At 66.9% G+C, this 21,757-nt stretch carries 18 protein-coding genes and 1 tRNA gene; 7 read left to right on the top strand and 12 right to left on the bottom strand.

The window, feature by feature from the left end; genetic code table 11:
• Positions 1-123: 123 nt before the first annotated feature.
• From BMW72_RS04020 to BMW72_RS04030, 3 genes are all read right to left on the bottom strand, one after another.
• A complete protein-coding gene (locus BMW72_RS04020) occupies positions 124-1,908 on the bottom strand; it encodes a WecB/TagA/CpsF family glycosyltransferase (protein ID WP_092107472.1) in 1,785 nt (594 codons plus the stop codon).
• Positions 1,909-1,965: 57 nt separating this feature from the next.
• Positions 1,966-2,589: an acyltransferase gene (locus BMW72_RS04025; RefSeq protein WP_092107474.1), complete on the bottom strand. Its 624-nt coding sequence runs from the start codon at positions 2,587-2,589 to the stop codon at positions 1,966-1,968.
• A gap of 603 nt (positions 2,590-3,192) precedes the next feature.
• Complete coding sequence (locus BMW72_RS04030; protein ID WP_092107476.1) at positions 3,193-3,735, bottom strand: gamma carbonic anhydrase family protein; 543 nt, start codon at positions 3,733-3,735, stop codon at positions 3,193-3,195.
• A gap of 189 nt (positions 3,736-3,924) precedes the next feature.
• On the opposite strand from BMW72_RS04030, the gene BMW72_RS04035 reads away from it, so the two are divergent.
• Together BMW72_RS04035 and BMW72_RS04040 are read left to right on the top strand one after the other, a co-directional pair.
• Positions 3,925-4,884 carry an aldose 1-epimerase family protein gene (locus BMW72_RS04035; RefSeq protein WP_092107478.1) on the top strand — a complete coding sequence of 320 codons (960 nt, stop codon included), beginning with the start codon at positions 3,925-3,927 and terminating at the stop codon, positions 4,882-4,884.
• Positions 4,818-5,804: a DMT family transporter gene (locus BMW72_RS04040; protein ID WP_198416337.1), complete on the top strand. Its 987-nt coding sequence runs from the start codon at positions 4,818-4,820 to the stop codon at positions 5,802-5,804. The genes BMW72_RS04035 and BMW72_RS04040 overlap by 67 nt, the downstream gene beginning before the upstream one ends.
• 136 nt (positions 5,805-5,940) lie before the next feature.
• Here the strand turns inward: BMW72_RS04040 and BMW72_RS04045 are convergent, their stop codons facing one another.
• From BMW72_RS04045 to BMW72_RS04055, 3 genes are all read right to left on the bottom strand, one after another.
• The gene (locus BMW72_RS04045; RefSeq protein ID WP_092107482.1) at positions 5,941-7,446 is read right to left on the bottom strand and encodes an APC family permease; all 1,506 of its coding nucleotides are present in this window, start codon (positions 7,444-7,446) and stop codon (positions 5,941-5,943) included.
• Between the two features lie 153 nt (positions 7,447-7,599).
• Complete coding sequence (locus BMW72_RS04050) at positions 7,600-8,559, bottom strand: AraC-like ligand-binding domain-containing protein (RefSeq protein ID WP_241983959.1); 960 nt, start codon at positions 8,557-8,559, stop codon at positions 7,600-7,602.
• A 211-nt stretch (positions 8,560-8,770) separates the two neighbouring features.
• Entirely contained in the window at positions 8,771-9,367 is a 597-nt protein-coding gene (locus BMW72_RS04055) for a TetR/AcrR family transcriptional regulator (RefSeq protein ID WP_092107484.1), read from the bottom strand.
• A gap of 141 nt (positions 9,368-9,508) precedes the next feature.
• Between BMW72_RS04055 and BMW72_RS04060 the strand changes: the two genes are divergently transcribed.
• On the top strand, positions 9,509-11,437 hold the full coding sequence (locus tag BMW72_RS04060; protein ID WP_092107486.1) for a primary-amine oxidase: 1,929 nt from the start codon (positions 9,509-9,511) through the stop codon (positions 11,435-11,437).
• Between the two features lie 139 nt (positions 11,438-11,576).
• Here the strand turns inward: BMW72_RS04060 and BMW72_RS04065 are convergent, their stop codons facing one another.
• The 5 genes from BMW72_RS04065 to BMW72_RS04085 form a co-directional block, all read right to left on the bottom strand.
• A complete protein-coding gene (locus tag BMW72_RS04065; protein ID WP_092107488.1) occupies positions 11,577-12,815 on the bottom strand; it encodes an SGNH/GDSL hydrolase family protein in 1,239 nt (412 codons plus the stop codon).
• Positions 12,812-13,132: a hypothetical protein gene (locus BMW72_RS04070; RefSeq protein WP_092107490.1), complete on the bottom strand. Its 321-nt coding sequence runs from the start codon at positions 13,130-13,132 to the stop codon at positions 12,812-12,814. Before BMW72_RS04070 ends, BMW72_RS04065 begins: the two co-directional genes overlap by 4 nt.
• Positions 13,129-14,259: a hypothetical protein gene (locus tag BMW72_RS04075; RefSeq protein ID WP_092107492.1), complete on the bottom strand. Its 1,131-nt coding sequence runs from the start codon at positions 14,257-14,259 to the stop codon at positions 13,129-13,131. Before BMW72_RS04075 ends, BMW72_RS04070 begins: the two co-directional genes overlap by 4 nt.
• Positions 14,256-14,576, bottom strand: coding sequence for a DUF6507 family protein (locus tag BMW72_RS04080; protein ID WP_092107494.1), 321 nt, complete (start codon positions 14,574-14,576; stop codon positions 14,256-14,258). The genes BMW72_RS04075 and BMW72_RS04080 overlap by 4 nt, the downstream gene beginning before the upstream one ends.
• 107 nt (positions 14,577-14,683) lie before the next feature.
• Positions 14,684-16,843 (bottom strand): HAD-IC family P-type ATPase, encoded by a 2,160-nt coding sequence (locus BMW72_RS04085; RefSeq protein WP_422386311.1) that lies wholly within the window; start codon positions 16,841-16,843, stop codon positions 14,684-14,686.
• 534 nt (positions 16,844-17,377) lie between these two features.
• Between BMW72_RS04085 and BMW72_RS04090 the strand changes: the two genes are divergently transcribed.
• The 3 genes from BMW72_RS04090 to BMW72_RS04100 all read left to right on the top strand — a co-directional run bounded on the left by BMW72_RS04090 (position 17,378) and on the right by BMW72_RS04100 (position 20,683).
• Complete coding sequence (locus tag BMW72_RS04090; protein ID WP_092107498.1) at positions 17,378-18,700, top strand: DUF445 domain-containing protein; 1,323 nt, start codon at positions 17,378-17,380, stop codon at positions 18,698-18,700.
• Positions 18,701-18,791: 91 nt separating this feature from the next.
• A complete protein-coding gene (locus BMW72_RS04095; RefSeq protein ID WP_092107500.1) occupies positions 18,792-20,018 on the top strand; it encodes a GAF domain-containing protein in 1,227 nt (408 codons plus the stop codon).
• A gap of 107 nt (positions 20,019-20,125) precedes the next feature.
• Complete coding sequence (locus tag BMW72_RS04100) at positions 20,126-20,683, top strand: pyridoxamine 5'-phosphate oxidase family protein (RefSeq protein ID WP_092107502.1); 558 nt, start codon at positions 20,126-20,128, stop codon at positions 20,681-20,683.
• A gap of 272 nt (positions 20,684-20,955) precedes the next feature.
• Here BMW72_RS04100 and BMW72_RS04105 read toward each other — a convergent pair.
• Positions 20,956-21,028: transfer RNA gene (locus BMW72_RS04105), tRNA-Lys, on the bottom strand.
• A 94-nt stretch (positions 21,029-21,122) separates the two neighbouring features.
• Here BMW72_RS04105 and BMW72_RS04110 point away from each other — a divergent pair.
• Positions 21,123-21,752, top strand: a complete 630-nt coding sequence (locus tag BMW72_RS04110; RefSeq protein ID WP_092107504.1) for a DNA-directed RNA polymerase subunit beta — start codon at positions 21,123-21,125, stop codon at positions 21,750-21,752.
• The last annotated feature ends 5 nt before the right edge of the window (positions 21,753-21,757 follow it).

A 21,757-nucleotide genomic window follows, 5' to 3' on the forward strand; every position in this document is an offset into this window, starting at 1 on the left:
CTCCCCGTTCAGTCGGGCGCTCGTGCATGGCGTCTGGGGCGAGTTCACGTGGTTTTCCTTGCCGGTTGAGTGATCGTCGAATCAATTCCGCTGACAGGGGTCGGCAGAAGGAATCCTTGAGTGTTACTCATCTGGTACGACGACGAGGCTAGCGCGCGCTGAGGGTATCCGGGACGCCCCCGAACGGGGCGGGATCAGCGCTGAAGCGCCGTGTTGAACTCCGGCACGACTGGAAAAGTCCCGCTCCCACTGCGGGTGAGCGCTTCTAGCGGCAAAAAGGGATTTCACGCGCGCGGTCAGTGTGAGGGCCGCGTACCAGCAGGCATCCGCTGCGTCGGAGGGCCGCCGTGCCGAGAGCAAGGCCGCCTCCATCCGCTTTCGCGATGACGCCGCGGCGCCCAGCTCTACGACACCGCGACGTTGCCTGGTGAGCACCGCCAAGAGCCCGGCCGTGTGGCGGGGCGTTCGCACCAGGGTTGGGACCGTCGGCAGCGCTCTCTTTTCCGCGCTGCTGAACACGCCATCGACGAAGGCGTCGTCGGCCGTCACTTCGGGGAATCGGCCGAAACGGCTGTGGCCGGCAGCGTTGAGCCCGAAGGCTCCGGCTCCCCACAGCGCGTCGTCGGGATTCGGAATGCGCCGGCGAGCCCGATAGTAGCTGCGCACCGGGAGGGAGGCCCCGGTGGTGTCGTAGGTGAAAGCGGGGCGCGCGGCCAGAATCGAACCCGACCGCAGTGCCTTGAACACTTCGAGAACTGCGGCGGGAGCGATCTCGATGTCAGCATCGAGATAGAGGCGGGGCCATGCGTGCGCCAGTTCATCGCCGACATTCATGGCACGCGGTTTCGAAGCAGTGTCGATCTCCTGCACGGTGACTCCGGCGAAACGACGGGCCTGCGCTGCCGTCGAGTCGGTGCATCCGTTACACACGACGATGACCTCGACGAGGCCTTCAGCCGCCAGATGGGCAATCGAGCCCAAGGTGCGTTCGATGACGTCAGCCTCGTTGTGAGCCGGGATGATGATGGTGCCGCACGGACTGCCCGTGTCAATATCGAGAGGGGATAGTGCGATGAGGGCTTGAGGTTGTCGTCGTTCAGCCTCGCAAAATGCGGCCTCGGCCCGGCTGGTGCGCCGCACCAGGAGGTACGCGGCAGGGCCATCGACGAGATAGCGTGACGCCAGCCGGGTGGGTTCAAGTGCCAGGCGCCACGCCCATTCCAAACCACATTCTGTGATCCAGGGCGGAGCGCGGCGTATACTTCCGGCCAGAAAATCGACCACCGCACCGAACGCCAGCAGCACGGTCGCTCCCGTCTGCACCCCGTGTTGGGCGATCCACAATTCCTGCCGTGGCTTTCCGAGCCCGACGACCAGCAAGTCGACCTCGGCGCTCCTGATCTCTGCCGCGAGGGCTGTCGAGCGCACCGGATCAGATACGACCTCGCGACTCGGTGCCCAGTAACCGACCACGCGCAACGTTGGCTGTGAGAGCACGAACTCGGACCGCAAACGTTGATGGGTATCTTCCGAGCCGCCGAGGAAGCCCACGCGAATGCCCAGGCGCTCTGCTCGCTTCAGAATGGGCCCGATCAGGTCGCTGCCGGCGAGCCGCGGCCAGGCACGGCCGGTCAAGCGTCGCGCGTGGGCGGCCAGCGGGGCTCCGTCGATCAGCTTGAGCCATTCGACTGGCCCAGAGTCGTTGCCCAGCGGAACCCGGTGCAGGATGCCGGCCAGGTCTGCCCCGGTTCCGAAATGGTGCACGTGATCGAGGTTCACCGAGGCCACCGCGAGCGGGGCATCCCCCCGGTTGCTGAGGCGATGTGAGATGCGTTCCAGCGCATCCCCCATTTCCAGCAGGTCGACCACCGACCCGCCCAGCACGATTCGAGATTTATTGACGGTCATCTGTAGCTCCAAAGGGGTCTGGCGCGCGGTGCGCACGGGGAGGGACGGATGCCCAGGTCAGGTCGCGGCCGCTTCCGAGAGCGTGCCTTCGTGTTCGAGATACCGGTCACCCGTGATCGGACAAACGAACCGGCCCTCGCCGTCGTCGGTGAGCGGAGTACCGTTGCGCCCCACCCAGCCGATGCGCCGGGCGGGCACGCCGGCGACCAAAGCGAAATCGGGCACGTCGCGGGTCACGACAGCGCCGGCGGCGACCATCGCCCATCGACCGATGGTCACTGGAGCGATGCAGACGGAGCGAGCACCGATCGAAGCACCCGTGCGCACCAGAACGCCGACGGGTTCCCAATCTTCGGCGGTCATCCGGGCTCCGTCGATGGTGACGGCCCGCGGAAATGTGTCATTGGTGAACACAGCGGCGGGGCCGACGAAGACCCCGTCGTGCAAACGTGCCGGCTCGTAGATCAGTGCGTAGTTTTGAATCTTGCAGTTGTTGCCGACAGTGACGCCGGGACCGATGTACGCACCCCGACCGAGAATGCACCCCTCGCCGAGAGCAGCGTGTTCGCGAACCTGCGCGAGATGCCAGATCACCGATCCGGCGCCGATGGCTGCCCGGTCGTCGACGTCTGCGGTGGGGGCGATGGTGACCGGTGGCAGGGCGGTTTCGCACTCAGTCATCGAACCGGCACCCCGAGACAGGTGCGGAGACCGGGCACGCCGGGTGGTGGGGTCCCGTCGGTGAGCCGGTGGGTGTTCGAGGCCGGTGGGCACGACAAATTGGCGCCATGGAGGAGTCCCTGCGGTTGGCGGAGCGAGAATCGCGGGTCACGCCAATGGAGCGGTCAACGGAGAAATCCCGCCGGGAACGTGCGGACCTGCAGCGAACTTGAGAAGTCCTCAAGTGCCAGCGGATGCACCATATCGGTCGTCAGAGGCGTGTTGCAACAACTCGAACCGGGGGCTGGTCAGAGCCGCGCAGAGCCGTTAGGCTCCGATGACTTGCGCCTTGCTGATCGATCGGGCCGTCGAGGGCCCGATTGTGGCACGCGGGGAGTGCGGGTTACATCCGGTCAGGCGGCGTGCGCCGGGAGTGCATTGCGCGCCTACTACGGCGCCAGGTGAGATTGGCAAGGCATGGCAGAAGGGCAATCAATGGCGCCAGCGAAACGCCGACGGTGGGCAGCGTTCGGCCCACTGAGCCGGGTGCGGTCCGTGATTGGCAAATTTCAGGGCCGCCGGGGCGTCCGACCCGGGCCCGGAGCCGACGCTGGACGGATAGTGCTACGGCTGGGTGAGGGCGGCGCGGTGCAGCTCGGTGTGCTCGAGGTAGTTCTCGGCGTTGTGCCGGATGCTGGCGATCTCGTCGTCGGTCAGCGGACGTCGAACTTTGGCGGGAACACCAGCCACGAGCGAGCCGGGCGGCACGACCGTTCCGCCGAGTACGACGGCTCCGGCAGCCACGAGCGATCCGGTGCCGATGACGGCTCCGTTCAGAATGGTTGCGGCCATGCCGACGAGCACGTTGTCTTCGATCGTGCAGCCGTGCAGCACGGCGCCGTGCCCGACCGAGACGCCGGTGCCGAGGGTGAGGGGAAAGTCGGTGTCGACGTGGCAGGAGACGTTGTCCTGCAGGTTGGAGCCGGCGCCGATGGTGATCGGCTCAAGCTCGGCGCGCAGCACGGAGTTGTACCAGACGCTGGCCCGGTCGGCGAGGGTGACGTTGCCCACGATCACCGCGCCGGGAGCAACGAACGCGGTCTCGGCGATGCTCGGAGCCGGCGTGTTCGGCAGGACGATGATTCGGGTGGCGCGCTCAGCAGTCATACGCGTCAGCCTAGCGTCGAGCGGATGCTGTCGCCCGGCTTGAGCCGGCCGCACGGTTTCGCACGGTCGCGCCCTCAATGCACGGCGCAGTGGTCTGCACCGCGGGCGTTCATGGATGCCCCAAGCGGTCGGAGTCGGTGCGCGCTGCCCCGGCCTGGCCAAGCCGTGACCCCGCAATACACTGGGCGGATGCACGCACCCACCGGAACCCAACACGAACTGACCTTACAGACCCCGAGCGGCCCGGCCCGGGTGGTCGTGACCGAGGTTGCAGCCGGCCTGCGAGTGTATTCCCTGAACGGCATAGATCTGGTGGAGACCTTCGATGAGCTCGTTCAACCGCCGATGGCGGCGGGAATCGTGCTTGTGCCCTGGCCCAATCGCATTCGCGACGGCCAATGGACCCAGAACGGCGTGACCCGGCAGCTCGCTCTGACCGAGCCGGGCAAACACAACGCCAGCCACGGGCTGCTGCGCTTCGCGCCCTACCGGGTGGTGTTCCGAACCAGCGACACGGTGACGCTCGCCGCGACCATTTTTCCGCAGTCCGGCTACCCCTTTCACCTCGAAACCGAGGTGACCTACGCCCTCACGGCCGCGGGGCTCGACGTCACACACCGGGTGCGCAATGTGGGAGCCGAGCCGGCGCCGGTGGCGGTGGGGGCGCATCCGTTTCTGAAAATCGGGGACGTGCCCACAAGCGACCTGGTGCTACGCGTGGATGCCGCGACCCACATCGACGTCGACGATCGGCTCAACCCCATTGGTGAGAGCCCGGTCGACGGGACCCGGTTCGACCTGCGCGCGGGAGTCAAGGTCGGCGACCTCGACCTCGACGACGGCTTCGGCGGTGTCGGCCCTGCCGGCGAGCACACCCTCACCGCCCCGGATGGCCGGTGCCTCACCCTCTGGGGTGACGAGACCATGCGCTACGTGCAGGTGTTCACTCCCCACATCTTTCCCCTCACGCAAAGCGCTGCGGAGCCCGTCAAGGGCCTCGCCATCGCGATCGAGCCGATGACGGCCCCGGCAAACGCCTTCAACTCCGGCGCCGGCCTGCACTGGGTGCAACCGGGGGAGCAGTGGGCGGTGCGCTGGGGCATCCGTCACGCCGGTTTCGACCGGTCGGTCAGTTCACCGACCCGATGACGGGCATCCACACCCGCCCGGCGCTGCTGCCGCAGGCCATCGGGCGCTACCGGGTCGACCTCGTGCTGCTGCTCGTGGCGGTGGTCTGGGGCGGCAGTTACCTCAGCGCGAAGGTGCTCACCGAGCAGGCGAGCGTGGTGGCCGTGCTCGCGCTGCGTTTTCTCGTCGCGGCGGTCGCCCTGCTGATGGTCTGGGTGGTGCGGCGCGAACGGCTGCCGTCACGGCGGGCCTTCGGGGTGGGCGTGCTGCTCGGGGTGACCCAGGCGAGCATTCTCTGGCTCGAGACGCAGGGCGTGGCGTTCACTTCGGCCACGAACGCCGGGCTCATCATCAGCCTCACGATCATCATGACCCCGGTCCTCGAGTCGGTCGCCGCCCGGCGCTGGCTGCCGCGACCGTTCTTCATCGCCGCGGTGCTCGCGGTGGTCGGCGTGGCCCTGCTCGTCTCCGGCAACGGGTTCGCGCAGCCCAATGTGGGCGACCTGCTCATTCTCGCGGCGGCGCTCGTGCGCTCCGTGCACGTGACCATGATGGGCCACCTCATGCGCGGCCGCAGCGACAGCACCATCACGCTCACCCTGCTGCAGGCCTTGGTCGGGGCGGTCGTGTTCACCGCGTTCGACGTGCCCGGCCTCGTTCAGGCCGTCACGACCTTCAACCTCGCCGCCTGGATCGGCGTGCTCTACCTCGGTCTGGCCTGCAGCGTGTTCGCATTCCTGGCCCAGATGTGGGCCATCCGGCGCACCTCGGCGGCCAGGGCCAGCCTGCTCATGGGCACCGAACCCATCTGGGCGGTGCTCGTGGGGGTGTCGCTCGGCAGTGAGACGCTTGGCCTCATCGGCGCCGCCGGGGCAGTGCTCATCATTTTCGGAACCTTGTGGGGCCAGCGCATCGAGGCGAGCCACCGGCTGGGCGGGTAGGCATCCGTTTCGACCCGCCGCGCGCGCCGAGCCGTGAGTTTCGAGGCGTTGAATCGTTCAAATCACCCTGAGACCCACGGCTCGGCGACCAAAACTCACAGCTCGGGACGCACGGCTCGCGAAGCGGATGCCCGCTCTACGACAGCACGTCTCGCACGAGGTCGTCGTTCTCGTGGTTCTGCATCCGGGAGAAGATGTAGCCGCCGATCAGCAGCACGAACGGCAGGGCCACGAGCACCCAGCCGATGGTGCTGAGGCCCCACGAGGTGGTGGTGGGGTCGACGCCGTCGGCCACGGTGCCGGCCAGCAGTCCGAAGCGGCTCATCAGCAGGTATTCGCCGAGCAGCAGGCCGATCGTCGCCAACACCGGGGCGATCACGGTCTGAAAGACGTTCTCCGCGCCGGCGTTGCGGCGGAAGTACACGATGATCGCCACGCTCACCAGAATTTCAATGAGCACGATCGCGATCACTGCGAGGCCGCTGAACCAGTAGAACAGGTTGAGCACCGGGTCGAGCTGGAACACCGCGAACACCACGAGCACGATGCCCGTGATCACCGAGGTGACGAGCGAGGCCGTGCTCGGAGCGCCGCGGCCGTTGACCTTGCTGAGTGGCCTGGGCAGCGCGCCGCCGCGACCGAGCGCGAACAGGTAGCGGCTGGACGCGTTCTGAAAGGCCAGGAGCCCCGCGAACAGGCTCGAGAGCACCAGGATGCCCATGAGAGTCGCCATCCACGGGCCGACATACTGGGTGGCCAGCGCGAACAAGACAGCGGCCGGGTCGGCCAGGGGGACGCCGGCAACCGTCGACAGTTCGACGGTCTTCTCGACCACGGTCGATGCTCCCATTCCGGTCACCATCGCGAACGCGGTCAGGCCGAACAAAACGGTGATGACGACGACGGCGAGGTAGGTGGCGCGGGGAACGACGGTCTTTGGGTCCTTGGACTCTTCACCGTAGATGGCGGTGGCCTCGAATCCGATGAACGAGGCGAAGGCGAACGCGAAGGCGATGCCCGCCGAGCCGGCCAGACCGCCGGCGACGATGGCGGCGGGGTTGAACGAGGCCCAGAAGTTCAGCCCCTCCGGCCCGCCGTCGATGAGAATGGCGACCGCGGTGACCACGAGCGCGGTCAGTTCGAGCAGCATCAGCACGCCGAGCACCTTGGCGCCCACGTCGACGCTGAGCAGGGAGAGCAGCGTGACGACGCCCCAGGAGAGGAGCGACCAGGCCCACCAGGGAAGTACGCCCACCTGGCCGGCCATGAGGGCGCCAAAGAATCCGTAGATCGCCAGCTGAATGGCGAGGTAGGCGAGGATCGACACGAACGCCGACGCGGTGCCGAGGTGACGGCCCAGGCCGCGGCCGATGTAGGCGAAGAAGGCGCCGGCGTTGGTGACACGCTGGCTCATTGCGGCGTAGCCGACGCTGAACACGAGCAGGGTCAGCCCGACGATGAGGTAGGCGCCGGGAGCGGCCGCACCGTTGCCGAGCACGATCGCCACCGGTACCGCGCCGGTCATCCCCACGAGGGGGGCCGCGGCCGCGACGACGAAGAAGACGATTCCGAGAACGCCGAGCCGCCCCTTGTGCAGGGCGGTTTCCGGTGCGCTCGTCGAAGCGGGTTTGGTCTGGGTCATGGTTACTCCTCGTTGAGTAAGAGGTCTGCGAGCGGATGCGACGGCATCCTCTTCAGGTATGTCTCACAGCGTGGCAATCTTCAGGCCGAGCCGGTTGCCATTTGCGGCACCGGAGTTGTCAAAGGGCGCAGTGTCAAAGGGCCCCGTGCTGGGTTAGACGCGGCGGTAGGTGCTCGGCGTCTCGCCGAAGGCCGTGCGAAAGATGCGGCTGAAGTGGGCGGCGTCGACGAAGCCCCAGCGGGCGGCGATCGTGCCGACCGAGCGATCACTGAGAATGGGGTCGCGCAGGTCGCGGCGGCAGTGCTCGAGACGGCGGCTGCGGATCCAGCTCGCCACGGTGCTGTCGGCCTCGTGAAACACGTTGTGCAGGTGCCGGGTTGAGATGAAGTGGGCGGCCGCGATACTCGCCGGGCAGAGTTCCGGGTCACCGAGATGCGCATCCACGTACGAGCGGATGCGCCCCAGCAGGTCGCCGTGCGCGCCCTTATCGCGGCGCAGGTTCAGCTCACTCTCAAACATGGTCGCGATCAGGTCGACGGCGTTATAGGCGAGGCGGTGCCCGCTCGCGCCGGTGAGCACGTCGAGGTTCTCGGCGAGCTGCACCATGAACGGGCTGATCAGGCGGCCGAGTCCGGCGTCGCCGGGCAGGCGCACAGCGGTGAGCTGGCCGACAGAATCGGCCGGCAGGTCGAGCACATCGTGCGGGAACATGAGTACGAGGGTGCGAAAGTCCTGATCGAACTCGAGCGTGTACGGTCGGTTCGTGTCGTAGACGGCCAGATCGCCGGGGCGCAGGGTGGCCTCACGGTTGTCCTGCACGAGCAGGCCGGTGCCGGACAGCTGCAGGTTCAACTTGAAATACTGCCGAGTGGATGCCGCGATCAGCGTGGGTGTGCGCACCACCTGGTGCCCGTTGGCGCTGACCTCGACGATCGAGAGCTCGTCGAGCACGCGCGAACGCAGAGTGCCATGGAAGGTTCGAGAGGCGCTGCGCACCTCGAGGGGAACGAACGACTGCGACACGAGTGTGCGCCAGTGGGTGAAGGAATCGGCGACCACGCAACGAACGGTGTCGTTCGGGACGGCTTGCGCCAGGGAGTTCACAACCGTCAGCGTCACGAGCAGCTCCTTGCCGGGTCCTGACCAGATTGGCCCTCAGGGGCGTTTCATGATCGTCTGCAGCCAATGTAGCCCTTGGCGCGCTCGCTGTCATTCTTTTTTCAACACTCGGCGAAAATAGCCCAACGATCCGCGAGAGCGGAAAGTAGGTTGCTTCAGCACCCGTGAAGCAACAAATTTGTCGCTTTCGCGGGAGGAGTGCCGGCTAGTCGCCGGTGGCGAGCAACCGCAGATACCCGTCGAGCTGCGCCACGAGCTGCTCGGGGGCATGCTCGTCGGGGGAGAGCGCCGCGGTGATCTGCGCGCCGAGCACGACGTTCATGAGGTGACCGACAACATCCGTGTCGGTAGTGGTGGTGTGCACCTCACCCGCGGCTCGTGCCTCGGCCAGGTGCCCGAGCAGGGCGAGGCGCCATTGCAGCATTGACTCATCGTGCAGCTGCGCCTTGGCCGCATTGGTCAGTGCCTTCTGCCAGAACGGAATAACGATGCGCGCCTCGCTCACCCGCGTCTCGTCCAGGGGCAGAATCTCGTGGCAGTAGGCGCGCACGGCGGCGAGGCCGGCCAGACCGGCGGTCGAGCGCTCGATGCGCCGGTTGGTCTGGCTGAACACGTGGCCGAAGGCGAAGGTGAGCAGGTCGTCCTTGGTGCCGAAATAGGGTTTGAGCGCACCGTTGGCGAATCCGGCCTCGGTGGCGATCTCGCGCATGGTCGCACCCTCGATGCCGTGCCGGGCAATGATGCGCCAGGTGGCATTGACCAGCTCGACGCGACGCTGGTCGTGATCGACGACTTTCGGCATGGGTCCTCCCTCTTCAGCTTGCCAGAAAGATTCGCGAAACGCTTGCCACCACCAACGTGATGGCTTTATATTCTACAACCATAGGAAATAACTCCCCGGGGTCACACCGACGTATCCCGGGCCGATCCGAAAAGAGAAGCAATGCTCACCGCCGAGACCGCTGACACTGTGCCCGCCAACACTCAGGCCGCCTTCGCGCTGCCCACCGCCGAAGAGCTGCAGAGCGTGCGCACGATTCTGGCCGATGCCGGACTGTTCGGCGACACCATTCGCGTCGCCTACCTTGGCCTGCTCGACCCGCCTCGGGGCTCGAGCGCAACCGACCGTCGCTTTCGCGTCTTCCTGCACGACGTGGCGGGTGCCGCCCCCACCGACGTGGTCGTCTCGGCCACCCACGGCACAATCGAGTCGAGCGTCACACTGGACACCGCCCTCAGCGGCGAACTGCCCGTGCTCGAAGAAGAGTTCGGCGCCGTCGAAGAGGTGCTGCGCGAGGATGCCCGCTGGCTCGCCGCGCTCGCGGCCCGCGGAATCGACGTGGCCCAGGTGCGCGTCGCCCCCCTCTCGGCCGGAGTGTTCGAGTACCCGAACGAGAAGGGTCACCGCATTCTGCGCGGCCTGGCCTTTGTGCAGAATTTTCCGGAGGACAGTGCCTGGGCGCACCCGATCGACGGCCTCGTCGCCTACGTCGACATCGTCGCGAAGACCGTGGACCAGGTGCTCGACTTCGGTGTCGTGCCCGTTCCGGCCGAACACGGCAACTACACCGATCCTGCTCTTACCGGGCCGCTGCGTGAGACGCTCAAACCGATCAGCATCACCCAGCCGGAGGGTGTGAGCTTCACGGTCACCGGCGGCAACCACATCGAGTGGGAGAAGTGGAGCCTCGACGTGGGCTTCGACGTGCGCGAGGGCGTCGTGCTGCACAATATCGGCTTTCGCGACGGCGACCAGACGCGGTCCATCATCCGTCGCGCGTCGATCGCCGAGATGGTGGTGCCCTACGGCGACCCGGCCCCGGTGCGATCCTGGCAGAACTACTTCGACACCGGCGAATACCTCGTGGGCCAGTACGCCAACTCGCTCGAACTCGGCTGTGACTGCCTCGGCGAAATCACCTACCTGAGCCCGGTCATCACCGACGGCTTCGGCAACCCGCGCGAGATTCGCAATGGTATCTGCATGCACGAAGAAGACTGGAGCATCCTCGCCAAGCACAGCGACCTCTGGAGCGGCATCGAATACACCCGCCGCAACCGCCGCTTCGTCATCTCCTTCTTCACCACCGTGGGCAACTACGACTACGGCTTCTACTGGTACCTCTACCTGGACGGCACCATTGAATTCGAGGCCAAGGCCACCGGCGTGGTCTTCACGAGCGCCTACGCCGGCAAGGGCTACCCCTACGCCTCCGAAATTGCGCCAGGACTCGGCGCTCCCTTTCACCAACACCTGTTCAGCGCCCGCCTCGACATGGCCCTCGACGGTGACACCAACCGGGTCGAAGAGGAAGACGTCGTGCGCGTTCCGATGGGCCCCGGCAACGAACGCGGCAACGCCTTCACCCGCCAGCGCACCGTGCTCGCCACCGAATCCGAAGGCGTCAGACAAGCGGATGCCTCCATCGGCCGCACCTGGCACGTCTCCAACCCCAATTCCCTCAACCGCCTCGGCGAACCCGTGGCCTACAAGCTGCACCCGCAGGGGCTGCCCATGCTGCTCGCCGACCCCGAGTCGTCGGTCGCCCGGCGCGCCGCGTTCGCCACCAAGGGTCTCTGGGTCACCCGCTTCGCCGAAGACGAGCGCTATCCCACCGGCGACTTCGTCAACCAGCACTCCGGCGGCGCCGGACTACCCGCCTATATTGCGGCCGACCGCGCCATCGACGGCGAGGACATCGTGCTCTGGCACACCTTCGGCCTGACCCACTTTCCCCGGGTCGAAGACTGGCCGATCATGCCGGTCGACACCGTGGGCTTCAAACTGCGCCCCGACGGCTTCTTCGACCGCAGCCCGGTCTTGGACGTGCCGGCGAACGTGCCCCCGGCATCCGGTGGTCACTGCCACTGACCCGCGTCCTGCCCCCACCCGTCCGCGTTGGAATCCGTGCGCGGGAGTTCTGTAGTCCTGTGCTTTCTGGGCCCGGGCCCGGAAAGTGGGTCCGCGATAGATCATGCTCAGTTTTCAAAGATGGTCGTGGGTGCGTGGGTCAGCCGCGCAGTGCGGTCTCGAAGAGTGCGAGCAGGTGCGTGTAAAACGCAGAGCTCGGCATCGTCGTAATCGGAAAGACCGCGTCGCCCGACACAGACTCCGGCGCCCCCACGTTGAGCAAACCCGCCGATGGAGTGTTGATCGCACGCATCGACGAGAGCACCGAACGCACCCGCAGTTCGGTCCACTCCTGGTTCCAGAACCGCCCGAAAGCGTCGTTGGTGCCGGCCGGCGTCGAAGGCAGCGTCAGAGCATCCGCTGCCAGGCGCTCCTGCAACACACTGACCGATACCCGAGCCGGCTCCATCACACGCGACCACATCGGCCCGACGCCCAGAAAGCGCAGGATGAGGTCGACGGTCTGTCCGACGGGCCGCATCTCGATCGCGAAACCACCGGCATCCATTTCGTTCTGGGGTGCCGTCGAGTAGGCGAACAGGGTGGACTCGCCGCGCGTCCAGCTGCGCAGGCTTCGAGTGATCCCACTGCGTGTGGTGCTGGCCTCGAGCTGGATGCCGGAGTCCCAGTGGGTGACGACCTGCAGGGCGAATGGACTCAGCCGGCGGCTGTGGCCTTCGAGCAGGCCGCTGTCCCGCAGCTCCTGCTGGGCGGGGGAGCGCCGGGCCAGGGCGCCTGTCGTGCGGGCGGCGAGCAGCGCGCCCTGCGCCGCCACGGAGATCTCCAGCGACGGCGGGGTGTACGGCTGAAACGACGGCACGCGCTCGAGCAGTTCGAGCGGCTGCCCGGCTGCCGCGCTGGCGGTAAGGTCGAGCTTCGGGGCGACGCCCGTATTCACCTGGGTGGCGCTCATTTCCCCCGTCAGTTCGAGTGCGGTCGCAATGTACGAGAGCGTCGGCTGGCAGGCGAGAAGCTGATGGGTCGCAACGGATGCCGTGAGGTGAACGTGCCGCAGACCGGTCGCCCAGATCCAGCGCAGGATGACAATCTGCAGGTCGCCGGCAGGGTAGCTTGCCGTGATCATGCGCCCGTCGATCGCCTGCTCGGCCCACAGGTCGACCGCGATGATCTGGGCACCGGGATGGTCGGTGAGAATCGCTGCGATCGAGACACTGGAGGCGGCCTCGATCGGTGCGGTCGACGGCGTCGAGGTGAGCACGATATTGGGCCGAAAAGCACCGGTGGGTGTGTCAGTCAGGGCGAGCACGAGTTCGGCGCCCTCGTTCGATCGGCTTTCCCAGCCGCCGAGCTCGGGCAGCGTGGCGCTCGCGAAAGTCATTCGAGTCCCTTCAGGGTCTTGAACCAGCCTGGCAGCAGAAAGCGGGGCAGCCAGAACAGGGACATCGCGAACGTGAGCATGCTCAGAAAGCCGATGGTGAACAGAACGAGGGTGAGAGCCCTCGAATCGGCAGCCAGCGCGGAGTCCGTCGCCGAAAGGATGATCGCGGCGAAGCCCATGAAGATAAATCCGAAACCCACGCTGTAGCCGTAGTGCCCCGGAGTTACTGGGCGGATCCAGTTGCTCCAGATGCGTCGGTAGGCGAGGGTGCCGAGGGTCAGGGCGACCAGCCCGATGCCGATCAGAGACCAATTCATCCGAACAATCCGTTCCACGTGTCTCTAATGCCCTTGCCGATTTCGGCGCCGCCCCAGCCGCCGGCAACGCCGCCGATCACTCCGCCGACGATGCCGCCGATCAGCGTTCCGGGTCCTGGAAAAATGCTGCCGATGGCGGCTCCCGCCAGTGCGCCGCCCCAGGCGCCGCCAGCGCCGCCGGCCGCGCTCGCTCCACCGACGATGACGGCGTTCTGGGTCGCGCTGGCGACACGGTCGCCGTCGTCCCATTCCGGGTGCGCCTCGAGATCTGAGTTGTACTGGTCGGAGTACTGGCCCCACACTGTGAGGCCGACCCCCGCGACGCCCAGAACCTTGCCACCGGTTCGCGCCCACGTCGGCGGCGTGGAGGCGTTGGGTGCCCCCGTCAGCACGGGCTTGGATTGCCAGCCCTCACTCAGGGGGATGGTGGTCGGCAGTGGCGACGTCAGGGTTCCGACTTTCACCAGGAGGCCGCTGGGCAGACGCGTGTAGCCGACCCCCTTGATGATCTCGTCGGGCACGATCGCGTCGATGCGAAGGACCAGGGGAAGAACGGCGCCCGGGGTGGGGACGGACAGGGTTCGGTAGCGAGCCATGAGCTCGGCCGCGAGGCCCTGTACCGCACCTCCGGGCAGGCTGTTGGCCGCGCCGAAAACGCTCGTGCCCCAGAGCGGTTGGTATCGCATCAGGGTGCCGAGGGCTGAGGCGCACTCCTCGTCGGCGGCGATGGCATTGGCGTTGAACCGGGCGACGTCGGCCCGCAGGGTCGACCGAATCTGACCGAAATCGACGGTGACCTCGGCGTCGAGATTTCCGAAGGCTGTGATCTCCAGCAGGAGGTTGCTGCGTTGTGCTTTCAGGGTGGAGAGCGTTGCGCTGTAGTTGTCGAGCGCCGTTTGGGCGCTTCGAGTGGTCTGGCCGATCTCATCGACGATGGAGCGTGGTGTCGCCAGGGCCGAATACACCGTTGCGCTTTCGGGAGCGTGGTATGCCGCCGACATGCCACCCCACTGTCCCTCCGCGCGGGTCATCGATTCGGCGAGCGTGTCTGCGCACTTGACGAGAGCGGAGCCGTGCCCTTCCAGCACGGCTCCGTCCGGCAGCGTTTCGAGCACGAAAGTGGTCATCGGGCTACCTCGTCGAGTTTCCCCTGATTGTCTTCGGCCATTTGCAGGTCGCCGCGTTCGTAGGCATCCACTGCCTCAGCAGTGTGAAAGGTCGCCGACTCGAGGTGGCTCTTGGCTGATGCGACGCTGACCATCAGTTGGGATTCGGCGAGCTCGAGCAGCGCCATCGCAGTCCTCGATCCGGGTGCAGCGGCCGAGGCCTCGGCCAGCTCGCTGGTCAGCGCGGTCGCTGCGGTGTCGAACTCCGCGGACTCTGCCGCGACAGCACCAAAAATGCGTCGAGTTTCGGGTAAATCAATCGACCACGACTGCGACATGATTCCCCTGTTCCTGTGCTGTTGCGCCAATCGACGTGTTCCCCTCGCAGATCGACACTATCCGATGACGGTGGGCTTTCCCCGTTTGGGGGCCTGACCGGATCGATTCAGCCCGCGCGCACACTCGCCTCCGGGCGCAGGTCGAGGCGACGCAGCAGCTGCGCATTGAGGGCGACGACCACCGTCGAGACCGACATGAGCAGCGCCCCGATCTCCATCGGCAGCACGAATCCGATCGGGGCGAGCACCCCGGCGGCGAGCGGAACCGACAATAGGTTGTAGCCCGCCGCCCACCACAGGTTCTGCTTCATCTTGCGGTAGCTCGCCCGCGAAAGCTCGATCACCGAAAGCACCGAGCGCGGGTCGTCGCTCCCGAGAATCACCCCGGCCGACGCGATCGCCACGTCGGTTCCGGCGCCGATCGCGATGCCGACATCGGCCTGGGCCAGCGCCGGAGCGTCATTGACGCCGTCGCCGACCATCGCCACGCGGCGGCCTTCATGCTGCAGCTCAAGAACCTTGCGCGCCTTGTCCTCGGGGTGCACTCCCGCGAACACCCGGTCGATGCCAAGCTGGGCGGCGACCGACTGGGCCACCGCTTCGGCGTCGCCGGTGATCATGACCACCTCGATGCCCTGCCGGTGCAGGGCGTCAACGGCCTGCCGGGACTCTTCACGAATCTCATCGGCTAGACCGATCGCGCCGATGACCACGCCGTCCCGCAGCACGTGCAGAATGATCGCGCCCTGGCTCTGCCACGCCGCGGTCTCGGCCAGCGGCCTTGCCCCGTGTTCGTCGAGCATGCTCGGCCCACCGACACTCACGCTGTGCCCGTCGACGAGGCCGGTCACGCCGACCGCCGCGGCCGTCTGAAACTCGCTCGCCCGCGGCACGGTCAACTCGCGCGCCCGCGCCGCCGTCACAATGGCTCGGGCAAGCGGATGCTCACTGTCTCCTTCTACCGCCGCCGCCCAGGCGAGCACCTCGTCGCTGCTGAAACTCGCGCCGGCCTGAGCTGCGCCGTCCTGAGCTGCGCCGGCCTGAGCTGCGCCGTCCTGAGCTGCGCCGGCCTGAGCTGCGCCGGCCTGAGCTGCGCCGGCTTGAGCCGAGCGCGCCGCGGCATCCGCTTCGCTGCTGGAGACCGCCACAGCAACGTGACTCACCGTGGGCTCGCCCTTGGTGAGCGTGCCGGTCTTGTCGAACAGTACCGAGGTCACCTGGCGCATGCTCTCGAGGGCGAGGCGGTCCTTGATCAGTACGCCGCCCTTCGCCGCGCGTTCGGTGGCGATCGACACGACGAGCGGAATGGCGAGCCCAAGTGCGTGCGGGCAGGCGATGACGAGTACGGTGATCGTGCGCACGACGGCATCCTGAGGCTGGCCGAGCAGGGTCCAGACGATCGCGGTGAGCATTCCGGCACCGAGCGCGAACCAGAACAGCCAGCCGGCCGCCCGGTCGGCGATGCGCTGCGCCCGCGACGACGAACTCTGCGCCTCGCTGACCAGCCGTTGGATGCCGGCCAGCGCGGTGTCATCGCCGACTGCCGTGACCCGCACCCGCAGGGCGGAATCGGTCGCGACGGTGCCCGCCACGACCTGGTCGCCGACTGTGCGCTGCACCGGACGCGATTCGCCGGTGATCATCGATTCGTCGACGTCGGCCGTGCCCTCGACGACCTGCCCGTCTGCCGGCACCCGCCCGCCGGGACGCACCACGACGAGGTCGCCGAGCACCAGATCGTTCGGCGAGACGATGACGACAGCGTCGCCCTCGACCCGTTCGGCCTCATCCGGCAGCAGCGCGGCGAGCGACTCCAGGGCGGTGGAAGTCTGCGCCAGCGACCGCATTTCGATCCAGTGGCCGAGCAGCATGATCACGATCAGCAGCGCGAGTTCCCACCAGAAGTCGAGCTCAGCATCGATGAGGCCGAGGCTCGCGCCCCACGACGCGAGGAAGGCGACCGTGATTGCCAGGGCGATCAGCAGCATCATGCCGGGCTTTCGAGCCTTCAGCTCACTGACCGCTCCAGTGAGGAACGGCCGGCCGCCCCAGACATACATGACGGTACCGAGCACGGGGGAGACCCAGCCGATGCCGACAATGTCGGGCAGGGCGTACCCGACAAGCCTCGAGAACATGTGGCTGAACCCCACGACCGGCAGCGCGATGACGAGCATGGTCCAGAACAGGCGCCGAAACTGCCCCACGTGATCGCCGTGACCGGCGTGGTTCATCGCGCCATGGTTCATCGCGGTGTGGTCCATCATTGCGTGATCGGTTTGGTTTAGGTCGGGCTGCGTCATGTCATTCCTCAAAGCCGGTTCTCTCAAGAGTAATACCCCCCAAGGGTATACCAAAAAGGGGTTGATCGCGCCCGCCAGGGGGCGTGAACGACGCCCATGCCGGCATCCTCATGCCGAGAATGTGGCAGGGGTAGATCGTGCGTAACGCGGTGCGCGGGTTCAGTAGCGCACCCTTCGAAGCGGATGCGGCCGCGACCGTTCTCGGGCTCATGCCACCTCCGTCGACGCGTGCCTGGCGGCGCGAGTATGCCGCATACCCCCCTAGAGTATCCGTCCTGCCGTCCCTGCGCAAAGTTGAACGTTCCGTGCTGCCTACGCGCCGAGCCGTGAGTTTCACCCGGTGACCTGCGCCGAGCCGTGAGTTTCAGGCCGTTGAATCGATTAAATCGCGTAGAGACTCACGGCTTGGCACCCGAAAGTAGCGGATGGGCGCAACCCGCTGGCACACCGCGCGTAAATGTGCACGCGCGCAGCACCGCGATCGGGCAGGCTTGAACCATGGCGCTAAGCGAAGCCCCCCAACCCGAAACGGCGACCCCCACGACATTCGGTGAAGCCCGACCCGTCGAGTCCCCGAACGAGACAGCCCGCCGCACCGCGCTGAAACGCATGAAACGGCTCGCGGCCGGCCTGCTCGCCCTCATGGCTGTCATCTTCACGGTGTCGTTCGCCCTGCAAAGCCGCTATCCCTGGCTCGAATACGTGCGCGCCGCGGCCGAGGGCGGCATGGTCGGCGCGATCGCCGACTGGTTCGCCGTGACCGCCCTGTTCCGTTACCCGCTGGGCCTGCGCATTCCGCACACCAATATCATCGCTCATCGCAAGGACGAGATCGGCGCGAGCCTGGGCGAATTCGTCGAGACCAACTTTCTCTCCGAGGCGGTCATCCGCGGCAAGCTCGAGTCGATGAAACCGGCCCGCCGACTCGGAGCCTGGCTCAGCGACGACACGAACGCCGAGAGACTCACCGATGAACTCGCCGTCGCCGGCCAGGGGCTGCTCAACCTGCTCGGCGACGACGCCATCAAGAACCTCATCGAATCCGTCGCCCGCGAACATTTGATCAAGCCAGAGTGGGGCCCGAGCCTCGGCCGGGTCGGGGAGCGCCTCGTCACGAGTGGGCAGCAGCACGCTGCCGTCGACCTGCTGCTCGACCGCGCCGACGGCTGGCTGCGCGACCATCCCGAAGCGTTCGGCCGGGTCGTCTCGCAGCGGCTGCCCACCTGGCTGCCCGGATTCGTCGACAAACTCGTCGACGACAAGGCGTACCGCGAGGTGCTCGCCTTCGTTGCGTCCGCGCGGCAGAACCGGCAGCATCCGGTGCGTACCGCCCTCGACGACTATCTCAACGAGGTCATGCATGACCTGCAGTACGAGCCGGCCATGATCGACCGGGTCGAGAACCTCAAGGCCGAGGTACTCGACAACGCCAAACTGCGCGAGTTCGCCGGCGACACCTGGGAAGCCATCAAATCATCGCTCACCCAGGCCCTCGGCGAGCCGACGAGCGCGCTGCGGGTCGGCATCCGTTCGACCCTCGAAGACATTGGCAAACGCCTCACCACGGATGCCGCGCTCGGCTCCCGCATCGACCGCTGGCTCGCCGACACGGCCAGCTACATCGTGGCCAATTATCGCCACGAAATCGCCGGGGTCATCACCGAGACGGTCGAGCGCTGGCCTGCGGCCGAGACCGCCGCGAAGATCGAGCTGCAGGTGGGGCGTGACCTGCAGTTCATCCGCATCAACGGAACGGTGGTCGGCGCCCTGGCCGGCCTGGTCATTTTCACCCTCGCGCACGCGGTGGCCGCGCTGCTCTGAACCGCAAACTTGCTGGGAATTGGAGGTCTATTCACGGGGTTTCCCCCATAAGGGGCAGACTGAGTTTTTCTGCTGTCCCCGAAAGGCTTAAATGCACGACCTCACCCGGTGGGCGCTCCGCCCGCTGATGCGCGCTTGGACGGCGTCCGCCGAACGTCAGGACCGCCATCTGCCCCGTCCGAGCGACGCCCCGCAGGCCCATGCCGCCGGCATCGACAGCGATCGTGTGCTCATTCTCGGCTCCGGACCCGCTGTCGGCTGGGGTGTGCTCAGCCACCAGGTGGCCCTGCCCGGCTCGCTCGCCCGCGAACTGGCCGCGCGCACTGGTCGCGGCGTTGACATCGACCTCGTGGCCAGCCGCAGCATGACCGCCGCGAATGCTCTCGTGGCGCTGAACGGCACCCGGCTCGGTCGGTTTGACGCCGTCGTCGTCATTCTGGGCCTCAACGAAGCCCTCGACCTGACCAGCGTCAGCGAATGGCGCGACCGGTTGGCGGCCCTGCTCGCGGTGCTGGAGCACGAGACCTCGCGCAGCACCCAAATCTTCGTGCTCGGCATTCCGCCCATTCGCAGCATTGAAATCTTCCGACGCCCGCTGGTAGGCATCGCCGACTGGTCGGCCACCGACCTCAACACGGTCGGCACCCGCCTGGCCCACGAGGCACCGCGCACGACGTTTGTGCCGTTCTCGCCGGCGGCGACCGTCGACGTCGATCGGCATCGCACCGCTGATGACTATCGCGGCTGGGCGGTGCTTCTGGCCAATGCCATGTCCGACAGCCTCGACGCGGCGCGCCTGGGCCTCACCGGCCCCGAATCAGCACGCCAAACGGATGTCGCCGGCCGGGAACGCACCCGGCAGGCGGCCGTCGACGGCCTCGCCATTGTCGACACCCCGTCGGAGGCCCGGTTCGACCGGCTGGTGCTGCTCGCGCAGCGTCTGTTCGACACCGAATCGGCATTGATCACCATCATCGATCGCGACCGGCAGTGGCATAAAGCCCGGGTCGGGCTGGCGGCAACCGAAGTGCCGCGTTCCGACTCGTTCTGCGCGATCACGATTACTGACGACGGCCCGCTCATCGTCGAGGATGCCCGCAGCGACGCCCGATTCAACGAGAACCCGCTCGTGCAGGGTGATCCGCGCATCCGCTTCTACGCCGGGTTTCCCATCGAATCGCCGTCGGGTGAGCGCATCGGCGCCCTGTGTGTGTTCGATCCGAAACCGCGTTCGGCGGCCGACGTCGACCAGGTGTTGCTGCGGGAGCTCGCCCTGCTGGTGCAGCGCGAGCTGCGGGTGGGGCGGAAGGCGCGGTAGCTGCCGGTGCCAGGTGTCTGCCAGCTGATGTTCGGTGCTCGGTGTTCGGTGCCTGGTGCCTGGTGCCTCGGTGTTCGATGCTCGATGCCGGCGGGTAGGCTCGCGGCGTGAGCGATTCCCTGCGTCGGCGCCTGCGCGCCCTGCCCGATTTTCCCGCCGACCTGCCGTCGTTTGATCCGGCCACGGCTCCAGCCGATCCAGTCGCCCTCTTTCTGGACTGGTTCGAGCACGCGCTCGACGCCGGCGTGCCCCAGCCCCACGCCTTCAGCCTGGCCACGGCCACGGCCACCGCAACCGGGCTGGTGTCGTCGCGCATGCTCATTCTGAAGAACCTCGAGCCGGCTTCCTCGGGCGCGACAGCGGGCGTCGACTTCGGAGTCTGGCAGTTCGCGAGCACACGCACATCCCGCAAGGGGCGCGAACTCACCGCGAACCCGCACGCGGCCCTGAACTTCTACTGGGCGGCCCTCGGGAGGCAGGTGCGCGTGGTGGGTGAGGTTTCGGTGTTGTCGGCGGAGGCATCCGCTGCGGACTGGGAGGAACGCCCGGGAGCTGACGGTCAGGCCAACCCCCAGTGGCAGCTGTACGCGCTGCACCCCACCGAGGTCGAATTCTGGCAGGCGAGCGGCGATCGCCACCACATTCGGCACCGCTACGTGCTCTAAACCGCGCCCCGCGGCATCCGCTGCCCGGCTCTGCCCGGGTTTTGGTGGCTAATTCAGGAAATCCGGGCCCAGGTTTTCGACTGGCCGGGGCCACGCCGGGCGGCGGCACGATCGGGCCGGGGATTTCCTGAATTAGCCACCGCCGCAGCAAGTCACCGAGCGCCATGGGGGCACCGGCCCGAAGAGCCCTGGGGCACCGGCCCTGGAACAGAAATGCGCACCGAATCCAGTGGATTCGGTGCGCATTTGCCGCGCCACGTGCGCGATCATTGTGGGCCCCGTCGGGCTCGAACCGACGACCCAAGGATTAAAAGTCCTTTGCTCTACCAACTGAGCTAGAGGCCCGTAGGTTCTAATCTACCGTGGATTCGCGCTCAGCTTTTCTGGGTAGCGTGGAGGGCAGCAAAAACCAGCTGCCTGAACCGAAGGAGAACCCGCCGTGGCCGAGAACTTTCACAAGCCCACCCTGTTCTCCGCGAACAAATTCGAGGCCTTCCAGGGCGGCGACGATCCGGCTTACATCAGCCGCGTCGCGCACGAGACCGCGCAAGCGCTGCTCAACCGGGTGCGCAGCGACCCCGATCCGGAGACGGTCGAACGCCTGGTCGCCTACACCGACGAGAACGGTATCGACGCGGTCGCCGAGCTGTGGTCGCGGGCCGCGCCGCGCAGCCTGCCGGGCGCGCTCTGGCGCATCTACCTCATTCGCATGCTGATTCGGCAGGATCCCGAGGGGTGCGCGTTCTTGTACCAACGGGGAACGGATGCTGCCGCCACGATCGACCCGCTCGTCGCGGGCGCCGCGGTGCCCACCGGTCCGGCCGAGATCATGGTGCTGGCCGATGAAATTCTGCGCGGCTTGTTCACCGGAGACTTCGCCGTGGCACTGGATCGCGGCGCGGCCTACTGCCGGGTCACAGCAATCGGCGCGACGAGTATCGCCGATGACCTCGAGTTGACCGAGCCTCACCGTTCCTCCGAGTTGACCACCCGGGCGCTGCGGTTTTCCACGACCGCAGCCGAATTCGCGGCCTGCGCGCGCCTTTGGCGCCGCGACTCCCTGGAGTAGCCCGG

Source organism: Cryobacterium luteum (assembly GCF_900110125.1).
Taxonomy (GTDB): domain Bacteria; phylum Actinomycetota; class Actinomycetes; order Actinomycetales; family Microbacteriaceae; genus Cryobacterium; species Cryobacterium luteum.

What these genes read in the sequence shown, in the direction of transcription:
- BMW72_RS04045 (WP_092107482.1), bottom strand. Translation starts at nt 7,446, where the DNA reads ATGACCCAGACCAAACCCGCTTCGACGAGCGCACCGGAAACCGCCCTG.
- BMW72_RS04060 (WP_092107486.1), top strand. Translation starts at nt 9,509, where the DNA reads ATGCTCACCGCCGAGACCGCTGACACTGTGCCCGCCAACACTCAGGCC.
- BMW72_RS04095 (WP_092107500.1), top strand. Translation starts at nt 18,792, where the DNA reads ATGCACGACCTCACCCGGTGGGCGCTCCGCCCGCTGATGCGCGCTTGG.
- BMW72_RS04020 (WP_092107472.1), bottom strand. Translation starts at nt 1,908, where the DNA reads ATGACCGTCAATAAATCTCGAATCGTGCTGGGCGGGTCGGTGGTCGAC.
- BMW72_RS04065 (WP_092107488.1), bottom strand. Translation starts at nt 12,815, where the DNA reads ATGACTTTCGCGAGCGCCACGCTGCCCGAGCTCGGCGGCTGGGAAAGC.
- BMW72_RS04075 (WP_092107492.1), bottom strand. Translation starts at nt 14,259, where the DNA reads ATGACCACTTTCGTGCTCGAAACGCTGCCGGACGGAGCCGTGCTGGAA.
- BMW72_RS04030 (WP_092107476.1), bottom strand. Translation starts at nt 3,735, where the DNA reads ATGACTGCTGAGCGCGCCACCCGAATCATCGTCCTGCCGAACACGCCG.
- BMW72_RS04090 (WP_092107498.1), top strand. Translation starts at nt 17,378, where the DNA reads ATGGCGCTAAGCGAAGCCCCCCAACCCGAAACGGCGACCCCCACGACA.
- BMW72_RS04080 (WP_092107494.1), bottom strand. Translation starts at nt 14,576, where the DNA reads ATGTCGCAGTCGTGGTCGATTGATTTACCCGAAACTCGACGCATTTTT.
- BMW72_RS04035 (WP_092107478.1), top strand. Translation starts at nt 3,925, where the DNA reads ATGCACGCACCCACCGGAACCCAACACGAACTGACCTTACAGACCCCG.
- BMW72_RS04085 (WP_422386311.1), bottom strand. Translation starts at nt 16,843, where the DNA reads ATGATGGACCACACCGCGATGAACCATGGCGCGATGAACCACGCCGGT.
- BMW72_RS04025 (WP_092107474.1), bottom strand. Translation starts at nt 2,589, where the DNA reads ATGACTGAGTGCGAAACCGCCCTGCCACCGGTCACCATCGCCCCCACC.
- BMW72_RS04070 (WP_092107490.1), bottom strand. Translation starts at nt 13,132, where the DNA reads ATGAATTGGTCTCTGATCGGCATCGGGCTGGTCGCCCTGACCCTCGGC.
- BMW72_RS04055 (WP_092107484.1), bottom strand. Translation starts at nt 9,367, where the DNA reads ATGCCGAAAGTCGTCGATCACGACCAGCGTCGCGTCGAGCTGGTCAAT.